The organism is Paenibacillus sp. J31R122 (assembly GCF_056269185.1).
In genome coordinates this window covers 34551-52840 of the sequence record NZ_JBWDNM010000027.1, presented here as the reverse complement: position 1 = coordinate 52840, position 18290 = coordinate 34551, and the positions used below count along the sequence as shown (strand labels likewise).

General features: G+C 42.7%; 17 protein-coding genes and 3 pseudogenes. 4 read left to right on the top strand and 16 right to left on the bottom strand.

Annotated features, from left to right (window positions below):
• Window positions 1–363 precede the first annotated feature (363 nt).
• From AC0YN7_RS28680 to AC0YN7_RS28635, 10 genes are all read right to left on the bottom strand, one after another.
• Window positions 364–1611 (bottom strand): DUF4153 domain-containing protein, encoded by a 1248-nt coding sequence (locus tag AC0YN7_RS28680; protein ID WP_475813422.1) that lies wholly within the window; start codon window positions 1609–1611, stop codon window positions 364–366.
• 56 nt (window positions 1612–1667) lie between these two features.
• Window positions 1668–1889 carry a helix-turn-helix domain-containing protein gene (locus AC0YN7_RS28675; RefSeq protein ID WP_475813421.1) on the bottom strand — a complete coding sequence of 74 codons (222 nt, stop codon included), beginning with the start codon at window positions 1887–1889 and terminating at the stop codon, window positions 1668–1670.
• Between the two features lie 10 nt (window positions 1890–1899).
• Entirely contained in the window at window positions 1900–2382 is a 483-nt protein-coding gene (locus AC0YN7_RS28670) for a DUF2975 domain-containing protein (protein ID WP_475813420.1), read from the bottom strand.
• A 221-nt stretch (window positions 2383–2603) separates the two neighbouring features.
• Window positions 2604–3041 (bottom strand): NUDIX hydrolase, encoded by a 438-nt coding sequence (locus tag AC0YN7_RS28665; protein WP_475813419.1) that lies wholly within the window; start codon window positions 3039–3041, stop codon window positions 2604–2606.
• A 168-nt stretch (window positions 3042–3209) separates the two neighbouring features.
• Window positions 3210–3527: a hypothetical protein gene (locus tag AC0YN7_RS28660; RefSeq protein ID WP_475813418.1), complete on the bottom strand. Its 318-nt coding sequence runs from the start codon at window positions 3525–3527 to the stop codon at window positions 3210–3212.
• Window positions 3528–3626: 99 nt separating this feature from the next.
• Window positions 3627–3956: a hypothetical protein gene (locus tag AC0YN7_RS28655; protein ID WP_475813417.1), complete on the bottom strand. Its 330-nt coding sequence runs from the start codon at window positions 3954–3956 to the stop codon at window positions 3627–3629.
• Window positions 3957–4369: 413 nt separating this feature from the next.
• Entirely contained in the window at window positions 4370–4807 is a 438-nt protein-coding gene (locus AC0YN7_RS28650) for a GNAT family N-acetyltransferase (RefSeq protein WP_475813416.1), read from the bottom strand.
• A gap of 461 nt (window positions 4808–5268) precedes the next feature.
• Window positions 5269–5919: a dihydrofolate reductase family protein gene (locus AC0YN7_RS28645; protein WP_475813415.1), complete on the bottom strand. Its 651-nt coding sequence runs from the start codon at window positions 5917–5919 to the stop codon at window positions 5269–5271.
• 187 nt (window positions 5920–6106) lie between these two features.
• On the bottom strand, window positions 6107–6574 hold the full coding sequence (locus tag AC0YN7_RS28640) for a GNAT family N-acetyltransferase (protein WP_475813414.1): 468 nt from the start codon (window positions 6572–6574) through the stop codon (window positions 6107–6109).
• 166 nt (window positions 6575–6740) lie between these two features.
• Window positions 6741–7187 carry a GNAT family N-acetyltransferase gene (locus AC0YN7_RS28635; RefSeq protein ID WP_475813413.1) on the bottom strand — a complete coding sequence of 149 codons (447 nt, stop codon included), beginning with the start codon at window positions 7185–7187 and terminating at the stop codon, window positions 6741–6743.
• A 329-nt stretch (window positions 7188–7516) separates the two neighbouring features.
• Between AC0YN7_RS28635 and AC0YN7_RS28630 the strand changes: the two are divergent.
• Window positions 7517–7933 (top strand): annotated as a pseudogene (locus AC0YN7_RS28630) (IS110 family transposase); the annotation flags it as partial.
• A 97-nt stretch (window positions 7934–8030) separates the two neighbouring features.
• On the opposite strand, the gene AC0YN7_RS28625 reads toward AC0YN7_RS28630, so the two are convergent.
• The 5 genes from AC0YN7_RS28625 to AC0YN7_RS28605 all read right to left on the bottom strand — a co-directional run bounded on the left by AC0YN7_RS28625 (window position 8031) and on the right by AC0YN7_RS28605 (window position 13219).
• Window positions 8031–9104, bottom strand: coding sequence for a BtaManbiosPhlase (locus AC0YN7_RS28625; protein WP_475813412.1), 1074 nt, complete (start codon window positions 9102–9104; stop codon window positions 8031–8033).
• Between the two features lie 26 nt (window positions 9105–9130).
• Entirely contained in the window at window positions 9131–10075 is a 945-nt protein-coding gene (locus AC0YN7_RS28620; protein WP_475813411.1) for an MTP-1 family protein, read from the bottom strand.
• Between the two features lie 114 nt (window positions 10076–10189).
• Entirely contained in the window at window positions 10190–11029 is an 840-nt protein-coding gene (locus AC0YN7_RS28615) for a carbohydrate ABC transporter permease (protein ID WP_475813410.1), read from the bottom strand.
• Window positions 11016–11891 (bottom strand): carbohydrate ABC transporter permease, encoded by an 876-nt coding sequence (locus AC0YN7_RS28610; RefSeq protein WP_475813409.1) that lies wholly within the window; start codon window positions 11889–11891, stop codon window positions 11016–11018. The genes AC0YN7_RS28615 and AC0YN7_RS28610 overlap by 14 nt, the downstream gene beginning before the upstream one ends.
• 14 nt (window positions 11892–11905) lie before the next feature.
• Window positions 11906–13219, bottom strand: a complete 1314-nt coding sequence (locus AC0YN7_RS28605; RefSeq protein WP_475813408.1) for an ABC transporter substrate-binding protein — start codon at window positions 13217–13219, stop codon at window positions 11906–11908.
• A 328-nt stretch (window positions 13220–13547) separates the two neighbouring features.
• Here AC0YN7_RS28605 and AC0YN7_RS28600 point away from each other — a divergent pair, with 328 nt between their 5' ends.
• The 3 genes and pseudogenes from AC0YN7_RS28600 to AC0YN7_RS28590 all read left to right on the top strand — a co-directional run.
• On the top strand, window positions 13548–14579 hold the full coding sequence (locus tag AC0YN7_RS28600) for a LacI family DNA-binding transcriptional regulator (protein WP_475813407.1): 1032 nt from the start codon (window positions 13548–13550) through the stop codon (window positions 14577–14579).
• A gap of 338 nt (window positions 14580–14917) precedes the next feature.
• Window positions 14918–15111, top strand: a pseudogene (locus AC0YN7_RS28595) (MFS transporter); the annotation flags it as partial.
• A pseudogene (locus tag AC0YN7_RS28590) lies at window positions 15112–15357 on the top strand (transposase); the annotation flags it as partial.
• Between the two features lie 559 nt (window positions 15358–15916).
• On the opposite strand, the gene AC0YN7_RS28585 reads toward AC0YN7_RS28590, so the two are convergent.
• Entirely contained in the window at window positions 15917–18259 is a 2343-nt protein-coding gene (locus AC0YN7_RS28585) for a discoidin domain-containing protein (protein WP_475813406.1), read from the bottom strand.
• Window positions 18260–18290 lie beyond the last annotated feature (31 nt).

Sequence of the window (18290 nt, the reverse complement as noted above, 5' to 3'; positions counted from 1 at the left end):
TTTGGACATGGTGTAGGTTTACCTCATTCATTGTAGTATTTTTTATTAAAACACAAAAACCCGAAAGATGGGCACTTTTTCTAAAGTGTCTATCTTTCGGGTTACAGTTCAAGCAAACTACTCCTTGATTGTTCAACTATCGTGTCCCGTTAGTTCAGGGCCATGGATTAAGGATTAACTATTCCAACTAAGGCAAAGACTAGGCAGGATTCCTCGGGATGGAGCATGGGAGAACTTATAACCACAATCTCCGCAATCACCTGCCAGTTTGAAAAAAACGGCAGCCTGTTATATCGGCTGCCGTTTACTTGTGTTTATTGAACTATCGACTCCGTAGATTTGATATTACATTAACAGACCTTTCTAATAAAAAAATAAAGGAAAAGTAAATGTAACGAAAGCTGCCCAAAGTCCATAAACCGGAAAATACTTCGTAACAGCATCTTGGATAGCTGAAGGTCCGGTTTTGTTTCGTAGAAAATGCATATAGGATAGCATAATCCAAATTAGATTGGCCCAGATAAGTATGTTTACTCCTAAAACAGCGAGTCTGTTGGGCGTAATCCCATAAGAAGAAAGCCTGAACACTATGGCTGATAAAGCCACACTGTCAATAATAAGAGCAAGAACAATTAGGGCAAAATTTATATAATCAGAAATGTTCTTTTTCTCGTCTTTGCCGCTTTCGGTAATAGAAAATATGGTGACGGCCAATACACTAAGGAGTATTCCGTTGAAGGATATAAGGAAATTGCGGTCCAAGAATGGATTTTTCCCGACCCAAATTACCGTTATAAGATAGACTACTAATGTGACTAGTACAAGAGGACTAAAAATTCTGGCTATATACGGTGCAATATTTTTAGAAAGTTTAAGGTTCCTTGATACTAGGTATGTAGCCACAATAGCGAGAGCGGCAGCACCAAATAAAACGACATTTTTAAAATAAAATTGAGATATATCCATGCCGACAAATCTAAATAACTGCATGGTTAATGCTGTTAGCAGCATTCCGCTGATTGCCATGGTGGCGTAGAGTATGCAAAATTCCCCATTAAATTTAAGATAGGCTAATCTTGTGCTGCCTACTCCATATTCATTTCCTGTAAATGCAAGCCCTAATAATACCCATAAGAAAATGGGAAGGTGAAGATAAGCCAGGATAATACTGTCTTTAGGCTCTAGTGGCAGCATATTAAGATATAATACGGAGATTAGGAATAACGATGCAACGATGTAAAGAACATTTTTTTTGGGGGTACTATTATATACAAAATAAGCTGCAATAAAAGGAAGTACACCAAAAACAAGGTTAATAGGAGCTATTGCTTGCTGTTCGGTAAAATGAAAAATTATTCTAGTGCTTATCCCTGCAAGTATTGCTAAAATGCCCATGAATAAGAAATTCTTTTGAAGCAAGGAAGCTTTTTCTGTATTTGCCGCCTCCTTGAAATGCAATCTTTCATACCAAACGGCAAGAACCTTCGAATCAGGGTTATGTTCCCAGACATATGAGAATGACTTTTTAAACGCTTCGGGTTCTTTTCTATATATTCTCTCCAGTTCATGGGGGTTAGCCATATTTTCAATAATCAGATTGTTAATGTCCATGTTATACCTCCCTCAAAGAAAGTCATATTAAGTCCTACTTTCCTCTACAAAGTTTATTATTCTCGACTGTCTTCTTCACTTTTATATTCTAAAATGTCTCCAGGTTGGCATTCTAATGCTTTGCAAATTGCCTCTAAAGTTGAAAGCCTAATTGCTTTCGCCTTTCCATTTTTCAGTATAGAAAGATTAGCCATTGTTATTCCGACCCTCTCTGAAAGTTCAGTTACGCTCATTTTTCTTTTAGCCAACATCACATCAATATTGATTATTATCGCCATGTTTTTCACCTCAGACCGTCAAATCATTTTCAGATTTTATAGCAATAGCCTCTTTTAGAAGCATTTGGAGAACTGCAGCAAAAACGGCAATCACCAAGGAAGCAAAAATTATAACCAATCCGATGACTATGATCCCTGGAGCATCGTCTTTCTCAGCTATGAGATATAAGAGTGGCAGGCCCAGCACGTACAAGCTGCTGATTATGATTGCAGAGTATTTTATATTCTTTAAAGCCCCTACAGATAATTCCGAGAACGCTTTGTTCTTATCGATATAGCTTAAAAGTTTAAAAGCTTGATACAGAGCAAAGTAAAAAGGTATCGCCGCTGCATACAAATCAATAAAAACGAGATATTTCAAATAAGGAAGATCTGGATTCAACTCAACAGCATAATTCGCTATCTCAGGTACCAAAAATACGCACAAAGCAAGAACTGGGATTCCAATAAGAATAACAGCTGCCTTTAAAAAGAATGTTGTTCCTCGTTTCATAAAAAGCCCTCACTTATTGTTAAATTTAATTTGACTTTAACACAAAATTTATCGTTTTGCAATAAAAAAACACTGATATAAAACATATTGTTATTGATATGTGGATATATCATTTTAAATAAAAAAAGCATTCCTCATATCAAAGAAATGTTTCCGCCTTAACGTAACGAAGGTCTGCCATGTGACAGCCCTTTTGGTGTTAAACTATAGTTCCACGTTAGCTAATATGAAGTTTCTTTTTTACGTAGAGACTCTGCCTCTTGTATACTTTCTTTTAGCCAGATAGGAGCCATTGGATTACTCAGTATTTCATCAGTTGTCATCCAATACACGGCATCAACCTCATCTGAACTCTTAACATAAGGTTCACCCTTATCGAACTCGCAAAGGAAAACAATATCAATAACTTCACTACCATTGTCTAATATAAAAGAGGCGTTTCTTACAAATTTAATCTTATCTTTTACCTTTACTCCCACCTCTTCAAAGAGTTCTCTTTTAATAGTTCTTTCTAATATATCATTGGTGTTACCCTCATTTTCAACTGTACCTCCAACAAGCGAAAGAAGTCCCCCAGCGTGTTCCTCTTTCATACTGCGTCCAATTATTAGCCACTTATCCTCTTGAAAAACAGCTCCTTCTACATTTACATAGAACATTTGTAGTACCCCTTATTTTCAGATTTATAGTCAACTCCGCTTAGAAAAATGACATATCCTTCTTTCACTATCCTGCCCGTTAGTTCAATAGAAAAGAGGAGCTACCACATAAGAAGCTCCTCCGCTATCGTTACCCGTTAGTTTAGCCGATAGCCAAAACGCGTACCATTACCGAATTAATTCATCCAAACCGAGCCGATCTACCAGAATGTCTCCATCTTGGAGTTTGAGCACAGCGCGTTCAGATTTATAGTCCCAGCCACTGCTAATGGCGTAATGAATTAACTTAGCACAAACCATTGGTTGGCAAAGATTCGTTGCCCAATTGATTTTCCAAGAGAAGAAAATCAAGAAATATGATGTTTTCGTATTGGATGGATAAATCTTAAAACTAATTTGCTCGTTTTCAGACCTTTGGTCGATTACACAAAGAAATGGATAATCATCGACTACAATTTTCTTGAATTCCTTTGTAAAAAGCTTCAATAGTATTAATTCTCCTCATTAAAAGTTACATATCCAATTCAGTTGGACTAAGCTGACTGGCCTGCTGCCGTTATCTCGTTTTGGAACTATCCTCTCCCATTATTTCAACGATAACAGCTTGTTTTCTGAATGTTTGAAACTTAATAACGCACCTTTCTCCCTAGGTTTCCAACCTTGTATGATTGCCTCCGAAATAATTAAAGCTATTTCAGCAGGCATCACGATTTTATTATTGAGTGATTCAACATTCGGAAACTCCACCCAGAATCCGTTGATGTCTGACTCTATATCAACTCGGAGCAATTGCCCTTTCACTTCATCATGCTGAACGGTTAACGTAATAATACCTCTTGCTGATGGAGTGATTACCCATCTGAATGGCTCTTGCCCGACAATAATCTTTCTTGACCCTTTTTTGCTAATTGTCATTACTTCAACTCCAAATTTTAGTCCCACTCAATTTAACACATATTGGAACTAAACTGCCCGTTAGTTCAATAAAGAAAGGATCAACTGCCGCAGTTGTTTGTTCAACTATAGTTCCCCGTTAGCTTAATCTTTTCTTTTATTACGTCTATATCTAAAAAAATAATATATACAAATTAGAGTGAGCCCCATAAAACTGACGTACCTGTAATATTCAGGACTATCAGTCTTCATAAGAGCAGGATAACCAAAAATAATTAAAAGCGGCATTCCACTTGCTAAAAGTAATCTTTCGTACATACGATTGCCCCCTCACCAATATACTAATCTGCCCGTTAGCGCAACGAAGGACTGCCACGCGGCAGCCCTTTTCGATATTGAACTATCGTTTTCCGTTAGTTGAATTGACTACCCTACTAAAGCAGAAACTCTAATTGAAAATCTCTTGGATCGTTTTCGTATAGTTTCTTATTTATTTCTACCGTCTTTTTACAGCCAATTGCAAAATAAAATGCAACTGTCTCCTCGGCAGAACCAGCACAAATATATATTTTATCTGCTTGCCACTCTTTAGCTCTTTCTGCGATTATTAAGAATAGCTTTTTGCCAATTCCTTTATTTCTATGCTCTAATGAAATAAATAATTGGTCTAATAAAACGTATTTATAATTTTCACCAAAGAACTCACGATTTAATGTTGCGAACCCTATTAATTTGTTATTTTCATCAAAAGCACCTACCGCTTCACCGTTACTTAAAATAGTTGCTTTTAAACTATTGAAATGGTGTTCGTAACCATTAGCCCAATCAGAATCTTGATAATTAATTTTGACTAAATGGCGTTTTCCATCCACTTCTCTCCATGCATTATTTATGTATTGTGATGGATTCATGTCATTTATTAGTACACACTCTTCAATCGCTAATTTTCTTTACTGCACACTCAACATAATTTACCTACCATTACTATTTTTAGTATAAGTATCAATAAGATAAGTTTAACACCGCTGGTGATTAATTTACAGAAAGATATTATCTCTATATAACACATGCCATTGAGTAATACTGCCCGCGTTAGCTTAACAAAGAAAGGGAGTAGCTGCCGCAGCTGTCCGATGAACATTAAGTCTTAGACTGGAATCGTTGATTTAACGCGGTATTTTGGGTTAGAGGATCGGCAGCATTCAAGATATAAGTTTTAGACTACACTTCACAATAACGAAAGGCAGTCTGAAGACTTGGAAAAATAAAGTCTTAGACTGCCTCTTGTTATTGAGCTATCGTATCCGTTAGTGGAACACCTTGTACGGCACGGCTATTTCTCCAACTCATAGCGGGCCGCGATAATGCCCGACTTGAGCGTTCGGCTGGACAGCAGCTTGAGCCTGATTTTCTCACCGTCGCAGTGGAATGCCGATTTTCCGCCGCCCAAGATGACCGGACAAATCGTCAGCAGGAATTCGTCGATCAGGCCAAGCTCAAGCAACGTCTTCGCCGCCCCCGGACTGCCGAAGATAACGAGATTTTTGCCAGGCTGCTCCTTGAGCGCCTTGATTTCCTCTGCGATATTGTCCTTGATCAGCATCGTATTGTTCCATTCCACAATGTCCATCGAGCCGGAAATGACGATCTTCTTAACATCCTGCAGCCATTTGGCATGCTCCATACCGTGCCTCGACGCATTCGGATTGTCCAGCACCGTGGGCCAGTAGCTCTCCATCATCCGATACGTCGTGCGTCCGTATACGGGAGAGCCGACTTCGGCTACGACCTCCTCGGCGTATTTCTCTAATTCCTCGTTGTACGGAATCCAATCTAGTCCTCCGTTCGAATCCGACGCATACCCGTCCAGCGACACATGCATGAACAATACGAGTTTTCTCATGTTTGCTTCTCCTCTGACTTCGAATTTAGTTGTTCGATTTTTTGGCAGTAGGCCCGTGTTTCGTCCTGCTCTTACGTTCACTATAAATCATTACGTTACGTAAGGGTCAAGTGGAAATCTGAATTTTCTTCGAAGACAACAATGTTGCGCAAATCTGCCCGTTATTTCAGCGCCGTCGGTGAGAGTCTAATACTTTATTTTCACTGAACAGCAGCAAACTACCCCTTATTTGTTCAACTAACGTTCCCCGTTAGCTCAAAAGGCTAGGCTATAGGACAAACTCAACGTATACTTCACCAGAAGGGTGGGTATTCCCTGTTTCTACAAAACCTAGTGATGAATATAGATTTTTCGCAACTAGGTTTTCTGGTTTATATGTAAGTTCAACGACCCTCGCTTCTCCATGAGGAGATGCCCTAGAAAATTCTATAGCTTTTATCATGGCTTCTTTGCCATACCCTTTGCCCTGATATCGCCCATCAATCATGATTTTAAAAACTCCATAACTGCTGTAATCGAAATTGCCATTTCCATCGTCATAATACATCATTATAAAGCCGACCATCTTCTCGTTTTTATAAATCGCATATGTAATAATGACCTGACCCTCTTTTGAGGCAATATAAGCTTCTGCGAGTGCATGTTGATTGGAGGAAATAAAGCGTATCTGTTCCTCTGTAACTTGCAGCTCAATACATTCAATAAAGTTGTCCCACGTTATTTCTCTAAATTTCACTAACCAATCCCCCCAAAAAAATCCCTTCTAATTTCCAATATTAATTATACATATATTGGTAGTATCCTGCCCGTTAGCTTAACAAGGAAAGGGAGCAGCTGCCGCAGCATACTGCTCCCTATTTGTTCAACTTACGTTCCCCGATAGTTGAATAAGCATTTAATGGCTATTCGGTTAAATCTAATTCATAATGATAAAATTGAGAATCCCTTTTGTATCCTTTTTTTTCATATAATCTTTGAGCAGAATAATTATCTGGTGCTGTACTGAGACTAAGACTTTTAGCACCTGTTTCAATTGCGTATTCTTTTGCTTTATGTAAGAGCAATTCTCCTACTCCTTGTTTTCTTTCTTTTGTATCAACATATAAGTCATTCAATATCCAAGCTCTTTTCATAGATATAGATGAAAATGTAGGATAAAGTTGAGTGAAGCCTACATAGTTTTGTTTGTCTTTAACAACAAATATAACGGATTCCTTGCTTTCTATACGTTCTTTTATGTAAGTTTTAGCATTTTCTAAATCGGATTCTTGTTGATAAAACATACGATACGAATTAAATAAATTTGACACTCCTTCTAAATCTTCAATTGTAGCTTGAAATATCTTCATAATTCCCCCCACCTCATAAACAATTTATTTTATCGAATAATTTTACACGAAATTTGGGATTTTCGATATAAAACTAACCTGCCCGTTCGTATTATGAGGTCACCAGATCTTTCTGGTGGACCTCATTTTTGTGTGGTCGTAAGATAGAGGTAGCCGGGGATAGAACGTACCTGCCCGTGGGACTTGGATCCCGAGAGCTATTCTGTTCATCCCCCCTACTTGTTCAACCATGGTTAGGCTGGCCCAGACATTGATCCCGTATCACATGCGATAGTATGGAAGACAAGAAGGTTAGGGGTTGCCGGTGAAAATACTACAGGAATGATTTCATGAATCCAGTTATTGGTTTGGATGTGTCCAAGGGAGAGAGCCATGCACAAGCTTTTTTAGACCGTGGGGTACCTCATGGGAAGATCTTTAGATTTAATCATGATCTAGAGGGATTATCAATCGTCATTAATCCGTTAATCTCATATGAAGCCAAAAAAACTAATTTGAGACGGGTCAAGACGGATGCTGCTGATGCCTATCAACTTGGAGCGCTGTTCTATAAAGAAGAGTTTGAGCCCATCAAAAAACGGGGTCAGCATCTCATGAATTTACGCTATCTCACTCGTCAGCATGAATCTTTAACGAGTATGTATGTTCAAGCGAAGCTGCAGTTCCAGGCTATTCTAGATCAGGTTTTTCCTGAATACCATGGCGTGTTTGGTGACCTCTATTCGAAAGTTTCACTTCGATTTCTATTCTCCGACAGAGGCAAATACTCCGCCGTTGTAGTCATGATGAATAAAACAAAACGCCAAAACGAAGGTATCATTTTGGCGTTCCTCGTATAAATTATTATGCTTCGGTTTCAATATATTTGAGGCTGTCCAGTATTTCCTGTACGCTTAGCTCCGCACATGCCATCGAAGTATCCGCTACACCGTAGAACATCTTCACTGTGTCACCTTCCACGATCGCACCGCAGGAGAATACGACGTCTCCGAAAAAACCATGCTTTTCGTATTCGGCTTCAGGTTCCATGACCGGTCTGTCAGAACGTGCAATCACCTTGGTCGGATCGTTCAAATCGAGTAACACGGCACCCATGCAGTACCGGTGATCCACAGTTGCCCCATGATACAACTCCAACCAACCTTTATCTGTACGGAATGGTACGGCTCCGCCGCCCATACGACCGCTGTCCCACATGCCTTCGCGAAGACCGAGAAGATGCTTGTGGTTTCCCCAATATAGCAAATTGTCGGATTCAGCGATCCAAATCTCCGGATTACCAATGCTTTTCATCGTAGGACGGTGTAACGCGTAGTACTTACCGTTCACTTTCTCAGGGAAAATAAGCACATCCTTATTGTCAGGTCCAAAGATCATACCGTGATGCTTCGTATTCACAAAGTCAGTCGTCGATACCATCGATTCACCAATTCCTACTGGAGAAACAACTGAGAAATAAATATAGTAGGTGTCACCAATTTGGGTGACACGCGGATCTTCAATGCCGAAGGTCTCCTGCTCGTTGGACGGGTAAATGAACGGTTTCTCATCAATGGTAAAATGATGTCCGTCCTTACTTCTCGCAATCCGGATATAAGAAAGAGATGTAAGGTATTCAAATGTTCCGTTCTTCGCTTTATTGCGAATGACACGCGGATCAGAAAAATCATAGCGGTCATCATCTGTGCGAAATTCGATCAGTTCAAGCTCACCAGACTTTGCATTGTAGACGGGCGCTTTTACGACGTTGGGATCACTACTGATCGGTCTCTCCGCCACTCGGAGAAGCATTAGCGTCTCGCCTTTGTACTGTGCAATTCCTGCATTAAACGCACCGATGACTTCAAAATCTTCCCGGTGAGGCTTAACGTCTTTCGGCGTAACCAACGGATTTTCTGCATATCGTAGTATATTCATTCGAGTAAACTCCTTAATTGTATTGACTATTTTTCAAATTGGATAAAAGGGTCTTGAATCGTAATACGATGCGCTTCTGCATCGGCTATTCCTGCATAAAGGATAGCTGTACCATCTGTCTGCCGGATCAGGCCACCACTAAATACAACATCCTGCAGATCGCTTCGTTTAGCTGGACCAGGCATGAAATTGGCGCGAACCGCGATCAGCTCAATGTCCGAAAAATCACCAGTCTGGGGATTCAATGCAAAAGCCATCGGATAGTAATGTCGGTCATCGCTCTTGTCGAAGCACGCGATATGGCCTAGTACTCCGATGAGACCGTTCTTCAGAATATGGGCTTCATTAGCCCCTCCCCATTCATCGTCAGTAAACTGGTTCTCAAGCAGCGGAGCATTCTCAATGCTCTCTACGGTAAGTTCTCCCAGCGACGTTACCTGGAAAAATCCGATCTTGCCGCGTCCTCCCTTATCTCCCTGCGGGCGTGTTAATACACCGATACGTCCATCCGACAATTCAGTCAACCGAAGATCCTTCATACCGTCCGGGCCCGTGAAGAAAGGCTTCAGATTGGCAATGCTATCCCCTTTATAGAAGACTGTTCTCCACATAAGTGCATGTTCTTGCTCAGGATGAGGGAAAATGTATACTCCGCCGATGACGTGCTCGCCGCCGATAACTGTATGGAACGGATCCTGAAGCTGCAGAACCGGAGCTCCATCACGGGGAATCCATTTTCCGTCTTTTTCCACGAAAAAGACAACTTCAGAATGCTCGCTGTCACGGGATTCCACCCTGCCAGCAATCAGTTGCTCGCCTCCATCTTCAAAAGGGGAAGTAATGTTATATACGTCCTTGTCGCCTACCCCCGTAAACACCAACTTAATAGCATCAGCCATAGGTGCATCCTTCGCCAAAAATTCCTGTAGTAGCACTTCACACGTCTTCACTTGCGTTTTATTCAGTTTCAAAACTCATTTCTCCTTTATAACAATTGTGCGGTTTTACATAACGGACCGCTATTCGCTAATCCAAATGACTACCTCATAAGGATGAATAAATCGACTCTTCTTATTTCATGCAGCCTACTTCAAGCTGACCTGCATACCTTTTTGGAGGTTTTTCCCGAAAATAATAAAGACAATAATAATCGGAAGCGACAACAGTACAGATCCAGCATACAGCGGCCCCGGATAAGTGGCGTAAGGACCAAACATCTGCGAGAGGAGTACGTTTAGCGTCAGCATGCTGTCGCTCCGTACCATAATCATATCCCACAGTAACTCCGTCCAACGTTCCATCAACAGAAACAAGAAAACTATGGTGGTAATAGATTTGGACATCGGCATCATAATTTTGTACAGAATTTTAAAATCGCTGGCCCCATCCAACTTCGCTGCCTCAATAAATGTGTCCGGTACTGCTTTAAAGAAGTTGGTGTACATAAAGATCGCCCACAAGCTGACACCCTTTGGTATAATCAGCGCCCAATACGTGTCATACCATCCAATCTTCTGGATAATCAGAAAGCTCGGAACAAGCAAAATGATCGCCGGAAAAAACATATGGAACAGAATAAAGTTATTGACCATATCCCGGCCGCGCCATTTAAGCTTTGAAAGGGAATAAGCGACCATAAGTCCAAACAACATCATAAGGGCAGTGGATGCTAGTGAAACAATAATGCTGTTGGTAAATGCCCCAATCCACGGCCGTGTCACCCCGGTTTCACCGCCGGAAAACAACCAGGTGTAGGATTTTAGTGAATACGAACTAGGAATCAATGTACGATTCACCTGACTCCAATCTGCAAAGGAATTGAGTACCATGTACAAATAAGGGTACACCATGATCAATAGAAGAACTCCTGCTATGATGTAGCGCAGAATCAGTTTGGAATTGCTTTTTTGTTTAAGACCAACCATTTCGAGCACCCCACTTTTCAAGCAGTTTTCTAATGATATAGATTGAAATAAAGGTGGCTAAAGCAGCGATCAAAGCGACAGCAGACGCATAGCCTGCCTGAAGGTTTTTAAACGCCTGGCTGTAGATTTCCATTTGCCACGTGTTTGTCGCGTAATTCGGTCCTCCGCCAGTCAATTGATATACCTCGGTGAAAATACCGAATGTAACCCCAAAGGCCAAGATTAGCGTCGTATACAGGGAGGGATAAAGAAGTGGAAGCGTAATTTTCCAGAAACGCTGCTTTCCTGTAACCCCATCGATCGCTGCTGCTTCATACACTTCTTGCTCAATATTTTCCAGGCCTGACGTCAAGATTAAGGCGTAATACCCAGTAAATTTCCAAGCCATAATTAAGCCAACAATGAGAAGAGCCGACCATGATGTTCCGAGCCAGTCGATATTAATTCCAATCTTTCGCAACCCCGTATTCAGCGGGCTGTTGAATGACAGAAGACCTTGAACAATCAAGGAAGTAACGACACCCGATGATACATACGGCAGAAAAAAGCCTACAAGAAATAAGCTTTTGAACCGCGGCAGACTGTGCACAAGTAAAGCAACCACCAGTGACATCACGACTACCAGCGGGATGAAGATTATCATAAACTTATACGAATTCCAAAATGCAGCGTGAACACCCAGAGATTTAATCGCTTTGATGAAATTGTCAAAACCAACATAATCATACGTAGGGGCGATGAGATCCCAGTTTGTAAAAGATAAATAAAAAGACCAAATTAACGGGATAAGAAAAAATACTGCGGAATAGATAAGGTAGGGGCTGGCAAAAAGCCAACCCAACCGGTTATTGTTTTCTTTCATTAGAAGACCCCCTTCTATTGAAGTTCCCCTTCAATCGCTTTCTTCATGTTAGCCCATCCTGTAGCAGGATCAATTTCACCTCGGACTACTTTGTTCCACGCTTCTGTTCCGATAAATGTTTGCAACTCGTTATATTTTGGATTATCCATTAGAGGTATCGCATTCGGAACATTCTCCGCATATGGCTTCAATTCCGGATTTTTATCCAAAATCACTTTAAAGGACTCGTTAGTAGTCAAGTCATCGCGAGCTGGTGGCAGCTTCGTTTCGTCGAACCACTGCGCATCATGTTTAGGATCGGAATATACCCATTTGATAAAATCAATCGCGGCCTGTTGTTGTTCCTTCGTAGCAGAAGCGTAAATAACTAAGCCTTTCGTATCGGCAAATGTTTTGGAATCTTTTATATCCATTCCATCCGGCACGGGAGGCATCGAAAGAGTATAGTTTTCGTTATATTTCAATTCCGGAAATCTCTCTGCCCAGTTCGTAAATGTCCAAGGTCCTAGATCAAGAAACAAGCTAGTTCCCGTTTCGAAAGGATCGGATACGGTTTGGGCAAGAATGCCCTTATCTTTACGTAAGTCATCGATAAATTGAAGTGTTTTGATACCGGCCGCATCATCACCGACAAACTTGTCACCTTCAATAAATTTGTTGCCACCCGAAGCAGCATTGTAAAGCATGAAGAAATCGAACCATCTTTGATAGGCAGTAGGGTCTGCCAAGGCGGCTTTGGCCCAAAAATATTTGTCCGGGTATTTAGCCTTCAGCTTTTTGTTAACTTCCAGAGCTTCACTATATGTCTTCGGTGGTTCATTGTATCCAAGCTCTTTAAGAAGGTCGAGACGCCACCCGAACAACATCGCATTGGAGTAGATCGGTAGTACATATTGATGACCGTCGGCAAATTTCCATGGTTCAATAGTATTTTCCATATTCCGTGTGGTAATGATATCACTAAACCCGGTCAACGTATCCAATGGAACAAGCGCTTTGCTGTTTGCTAACTGCGCTGCAAAACCGCGGTTGATATTTTCGGAAATCGTTGGTGCGCTTCCGCCTGCAATAGCAGATTGAATGTTGGCCTCGGAAGTTGGGGATTCTTTAATGACACTGACATTAATTTTAACTTTGGAATTAGTCTGTTCATAGGCTTTAGCCATTTTCTCCCAATACGCTTGTTGTGTCGGATTATTTGCAGCCCAGAACTCGATAGTCGTCACTCCGTCTGCTGTGGTAGTAGCTTTTCCCTCTTTAGAGCCGCAAGCCGTAAGTATGGTGAAAACCATAACGAGGGCAAGAAGCCCGCTAATTTTTCTTTTCATGAATATAAACCTCCTCAAATAATATCATTTAAAATGTAACGTTACAATTAAATTACTTAACATTTGTAAGCGCTTGTGTAACTTTATTATTAAACATTACAAATTCAAAGTCAAGTGTCTATTCATTGGACAATATTGTTTTTAAATAAAGACCCTTTACTTGTGTTTCTTGTAACGTTACAATTTATATGTTATCTAGCAAATCGGATACAGTTCTAAGGTAGTATGATCGAGCAACATGATTCTTATACGTGTCTACTGATCTGTTCTATTTTTGCAATATCAATGATCGTGTAATAAAGGAAAATGACAATAGAGGGTGTTACATATGAAAGAAAAAGTAACAATGCAGGATATTGCGGAACGTTTAAGTATTTCCAAAAATTCTGTATCGCAGGCATTATCAGGAAAAGACGGAGTAAGTAAGGAAACTCGGAAGCTTATTCTGGAGACAGCTGAACAAATGGGTTACATGTATTCCCAAAGTCGTAAACGACGACTACCCGAATCCGGGCAGTCCGGTAACATTGCGCTGATCGCTTCGGATTTTGCGTTTTCAATGAAAAGCTTTTTCGGAGAGATTTATTTAAGTATTGAACACGAGACTGTGAAGCGAGGCAGAAATCTGCTAATTCATTCCATTAGTAAGAAGGCAGCAGAACAGCTGATTCTGCCCAATTTCCTTCAGAATCAATCTGTGGATGGTGTACTCGTGTTGTCTCACATTACTACGGATTTCATTAATACCATTACAAATACCGGCAAGCCGACGGTGCTGATTGATCATCACCATCCATCCATCAAGGCAGACTGTATTTTAACAAATAACCGATTCAGCGCTTATGAGGCAGTCCGTCACTTGACAGAATTGGGACACCGGAGAATCGGATTCATGGCTAACTCCTCCTTTTCACCGAGCTACTACGAACGGTGGGAGGGTTATGTGCTTGCTATGAGCGACTTCGGATTGGAGATCCACGAACCATGGGTCTTCAAGGATGCGGTTGAAGATGCCGACTCTATTTTGTACAACATCAAGTCGCTGGAGCACCACATGCCTACTGCATGGTTTTGTGTCAATGATGGGTTCGGATTCCTGCTGAATTCGACGCTTCAAAAACTCGGATACCGGGTACCGGAAGATGTATCTGTTACTAGCTTCGATAACGGATATCTGTCCCAGGTTTCTACGCCTCAAATCACCACGATGGATGTGAATTTGAGGCTCTATGGCCGCAAAGCCGTCGAGCAATTATTCTGGCGGATGGAACATCCGGAAGATCCGGAACATCCGTTCACAGAGCTCCTTCTGCCTACAAATCTACTGGTTCGGTCCTCAACCGGGCCCGTACCGTCTTGAGATTACTAGAAAAATAATTTTGATGAAAGTCCATAATCGCTTTGTACTTCCCCTCCTACTTTTGTGGTTTTTTTATATGAACCACATCCGAGTGGGAGGATTTTCTTTACAAATCTCTAAGCAACCTCGATGTCGTCATTATCAACAATGACTGACCTCAGCCCCAATTCTCATTAAAAAATAGTCTACAGAATGACCACTACAATGACGAATTGACCTCCTTAGGATAGGGTTCCACAATAAATTTGCTCGATTTACAAATGTCACTCCCTTGTCTTTACAAAAACTGCTAGAATAGTTACGATGGTCAGTAAACATGAGGAGGATACGGAAACATCATGCGCTATATACAGCAAGTAAACACGGGATGGAATGACTTATCCCTAAATATAAAGTTGTTTTTTCTTGCAAATGTGTTATTTCAGATCGGAGGCGGTATGTTCTCTGTCTTATATAATCTATACATTCAAGGACCGGTTACGAAGATGCTATGAATGGTAGAGTGGTCAGTATTCAGTCATTAGCTACTGCTTCAGGTAAGTTTGTGGCTACCCATAGTAGAATCACGAAACATGGCTCCAGAAGGCTTCGTACAGCCCTGTTTCAAGCTGTGCGATGTGGTATTCGTAGTAATAGAAACAAGAAATTAAGAGCTTACTACGATAAAAAGCGCGCGGAAGGAAAGCTGTTCAAAGTAGCGGTAATTGCTTGTGTAAACAAACTCATCCACTGGATTTTTGCCATCTTGACTTCAAAAGAAGCATTTCGGCTAGAATGAGCAGCATGAAATAAAAAAAGATAAAATATATTCCTGTGCCGAAGGGGACGGTTATTTGTCATATTATTTTTAAGTATACCACTCCTGGAATCGGCCATTAATAATTAAATATTGACAAGCTATTAGCTGGAATAGCTTGAAGTTCCTGTCCTGATTTGACTTTGTATAGAAGTTCTTGTCTTGAGCAAAAGACAAGAACTTCTATACAAAAAATAAAAAAGCCGCAGTTTATGCGACTTCCGTTGTATAGATGTTGTTGTCGTCCGACATTCATTTTCACCAGACAGTTTCACCAACAAAAAGAAGCCGGACAGGGAATTCACTGTCCGGCCTTGCCTCGTCCATCAGCCGCAGCGTCGAAACAAACAGTTTGCCTGTTACGACCCTGCATTCGAACATAGTAGCCAGCCGCTTCATCCAGGTAATATGGTCCAGTAAGTTTTGAATTTACCTTCAATGGTAGGTGGCAATCGCGACAGGTCGCCTCCATCCTAAAAAACATGCCCCCGGAAAAAATGGGGGCAATGCCAGGTGATGCGCGCATTTCTGCCTACCCTTACTATCGTTCCCCTTCGATCGCGGCATACACTTTGAACGCGTACACGCTAGCTTCTTCGCCTTCGGGCGTCCCAAGTATCGTAATCCGCAAGTATCTCGCCGTTGCCTCGTTTACGTCGACATAACAAGGACTTGTGATAACCTGGCCGCTGCTGCTTCTGTCCGCGAACACCTTCCAATGCCTTTGGTCTACGGAGTGCTCGATGAGATAGGAATACAGTTGGCCCGCAAGCCCCATGAACGTCTCGCATCGCTTGACCAGATATGGCCTTCCCAAATCGACCCCCAACCATTGAGGCAACTCGGCTCCATTCGCGCTCCACTTCGAGAGCGTATTTCCGTCGAACGCGTTGAAGGCTTCCTTACCGGCCGCCTCGCTTGACGCAACCGAGGCTTTCCACTCCGAAACCAACAGAGCTTCGACAGGACGGTATTGGATGTTCAGCTGATCGAATTTGGCTTTGTTCCAGCCCGAGTTATAACCCACGGCGCCTAGCACATAGGTCGAATCGACAATGTCGGCAACCAAACTGCCATCGATATAAGCGAGGATTCTGTTCCGATCGCACGCCAGCCTGAGATGATGCCACCGATCGGCATCGATCGGCCCGCAAGCAAGCTCTTTCGTTTTGGTAAGCAACTTCCACGTACCGTCTTTGTAAATATTCAATCTGTATCCGATCGGGATGTCCGCTTGCGCTTTTTTTTCGTAAGATCCTCTTGCAATAATACCCGCATAACCAATCCCGTTGAACGCCTGTTCCTCGACGAATACGTTGGATGCGATCTCCCCGTCTTCCCATTCCGTGCCTTGAGCGACGAAGGTGAACGCGCACGCGTCCGGAATCCAATGAATGATGTCGTTGTTCAGCATTTGCCGGACGACTTTCCCTTCGCCCGGCGATTCGCAAATCTCGAACGCTCCGGAATTATCATAGAAGTATTTCGGCGACAGAGGCGCCTGGTTCAGGCTGTAGCTCTCGAAATCGTCGGTGTACACCGCCGGAAATGGAGTGCGGACGGGCACCTCATACGAGCCCTTCATCTGGCCGGTTGTCGTTGTCAGCGAATAGATGCTGTCCGCATCCAACTCCAACGTAAAAGTCCCGTCGATGGGCGTCACCTCGTACCGCTTCGCCATTTGGTCCGTTCCGTCCGATTTCCATACATGCAGCGTACCCGCGCTTAGATGGGATAAGTGGAACGTAATGCTCTGCGCCACATCCCCGTTCACGATTACGATACTATAATGTCCGCTGTCGTCCGGCTTCTTATAAGTGCAATAGGCGCCGTCGCCCGGCAGCAATCCGCAGCCGCCGTCCAGATACTTCCATCCGGGTTGAACGAATTGATTGAAATGCGCCGCCGCCCATATGGCCGGCCATACTTCATAATAACCCGACCAGGGCTCGGTCGCTTTCATCAGACCGACGTTGCAGAAACACGCATTGTCCGGCATCGAGGCGATCGGGCACCACATGTTGACCTTCACGATCCGTTGCCGGATATAGCAGCGCAATACGCTCTTGGCCATGTACAACGCATTGCTCCACGGCTTGCCGCTTAACGAGAAGTCTTCTCCCGACCATAAGGGAACGCCGCAATTCCTGGCATTCGGTCCTGCCAGGTCCGAATCGTCCTTGGGGCTTCGCATATAGCTGTCCGCATAGTGCACGCTCACGGCGGATAGCGTATTGCGGAATTCAAGATCGTCGATCAACTCGTCGCAGAACGCCCAGCCCGGGTGCCCTCCCTCGAGGGCAACGATGCGGATATGCGATAGTCCATTCCGGTCGAGAGTCGGTCTCAAGTTGTTGACGACCCAGTCCCTGTCGAAGTTTCTCTCGTTCCAGCAACCGCCGATATAGTTCATCTCGAGGCCCCAGCTTTGCGCGCCTTTGATGAACGCGACGATGTAATCCGCATTATCCTGCGTCCACGGCTTGTTGTCGGCGAACCAGCCCGGCATGCACCATTCCAGAGCATCCAATTCGATGGCGGGGTTTCTTCTTCTGGCTTCGCTCATCAGCCAATACTCGTAGCCACGATTATAATTGGGATAGGACATCTCGTCTCTCGTTCTGGCGAAGCTCGGCTCAGATCCGCAAGTCGTGTTGCCGTCCCCGCCGATCTCCGTCTTTAAATAAGCGAATGCCGCTCCGAATCCCGGTTTGAACAAATAATCCAATATCTCGGTGCGACAGGGCTCCGGATAATCAATTAGCAATCGGGAAGATCCACCGGCGCTTACGGCGCCGATCCCGCCGAAGGCAAGTCCTTCCTCGCGGCCGTCAAGCCGAATGGCCAGGCCGGCGCCGGTTCCTGATTGAATCGCTGCAGTCATCTTTCATTCTCCTTTGTCGTTAAATCTCACT

What these genes read in the sequence shown, in the direction of transcription:
- AC0YN7_RS28675 (WP_475813421.1), bottom strand. Translation starts at nt 1,889, where the DNA reads ATGGCGATAATAATCAATATTGATGTGATGTTGGCTAAAAGAAAAATG.
- AC0YN7_RS28605 (WP_475813408.1), bottom strand. Translation starts at nt 13,219, where the DNA reads ATGAAAAGAAAAATTAGCGGGCTTCTTGCCCTCGTTATGGTTTTCACC.
- AC0YN7_RS28635 (WP_475813413.1), bottom strand. Translation starts at nt 7,187, where the DNA reads ATGAAGATATTTCAAGCTACAATTGAAGATTTAGAAGGAGTGTCAAAT.
- AC0YN7_RS28600 (WP_475813407.1), top strand. Translation starts at nt 13,548, where the DNA reads ATGAAAGAAAAAGTAACAATGCAGGATATTGCGGAACGTTTAAGTATT.
- AC0YN7_RS28585 (WP_475813406.1), bottom strand. Translation starts at nt 18,259, where the DNA reads ATGACTGCAGCGATTCAATCAGGAACCGGCGCCGGCCTGGCCATTCGG.
- AC0YN7_RS28610 (WP_475813409.1), bottom strand. Translation starts at nt 11,891, where the DNA reads ATGAAAGAAAACAATAACCGGTTGGGTTGGCTTTTTGCCAGCCCCTAC.
- AC0YN7_RS28670 (WP_475813420.1), bottom strand. Translation starts at nt 2,382, where the DNA reads ATGAAACGAGGAACAACATTCTTTTTAAAGGCAGCTGTTATTCTTATT.
- AC0YN7_RS28665 (WP_475813419.1), bottom strand. Translation starts at nt 3,041, where the DNA reads ATGTTCTATGTAAATGTAGAAGGAGCTGTTTTTCAAGAGGATAAGTGG.
- AC0YN7_RS28615 (WP_475813410.1), bottom strand. Translation starts at nt 11,029, where the DNA reads ATGGTTGGTCTTAAACAAAAAAGCAATTCCAAACTGATTCTGCGCTAC.
- AC0YN7_RS28680 (WP_475813422.1), bottom strand. Translation starts at nt 1,611, where the DNA reads ATGGACATTAACAATCTGATTATTGAAAATATGGCTAACCCCCATGAA.
- AC0YN7_RS28655 (WP_475813417.1), bottom strand. Translation starts at nt 3,956, where the DNA reads ATGACAATTAGCAAAAAAGGGTCAAGAAAGATTATTGTCGGGCAAGAG.
- AC0YN7_RS28625 (WP_475813412.1), bottom strand. Translation starts at nt 9,104, where the DNA reads ATGAATATACTACGATATGCAGAAAATCCGTTGGTTACGCCGAAAGAC.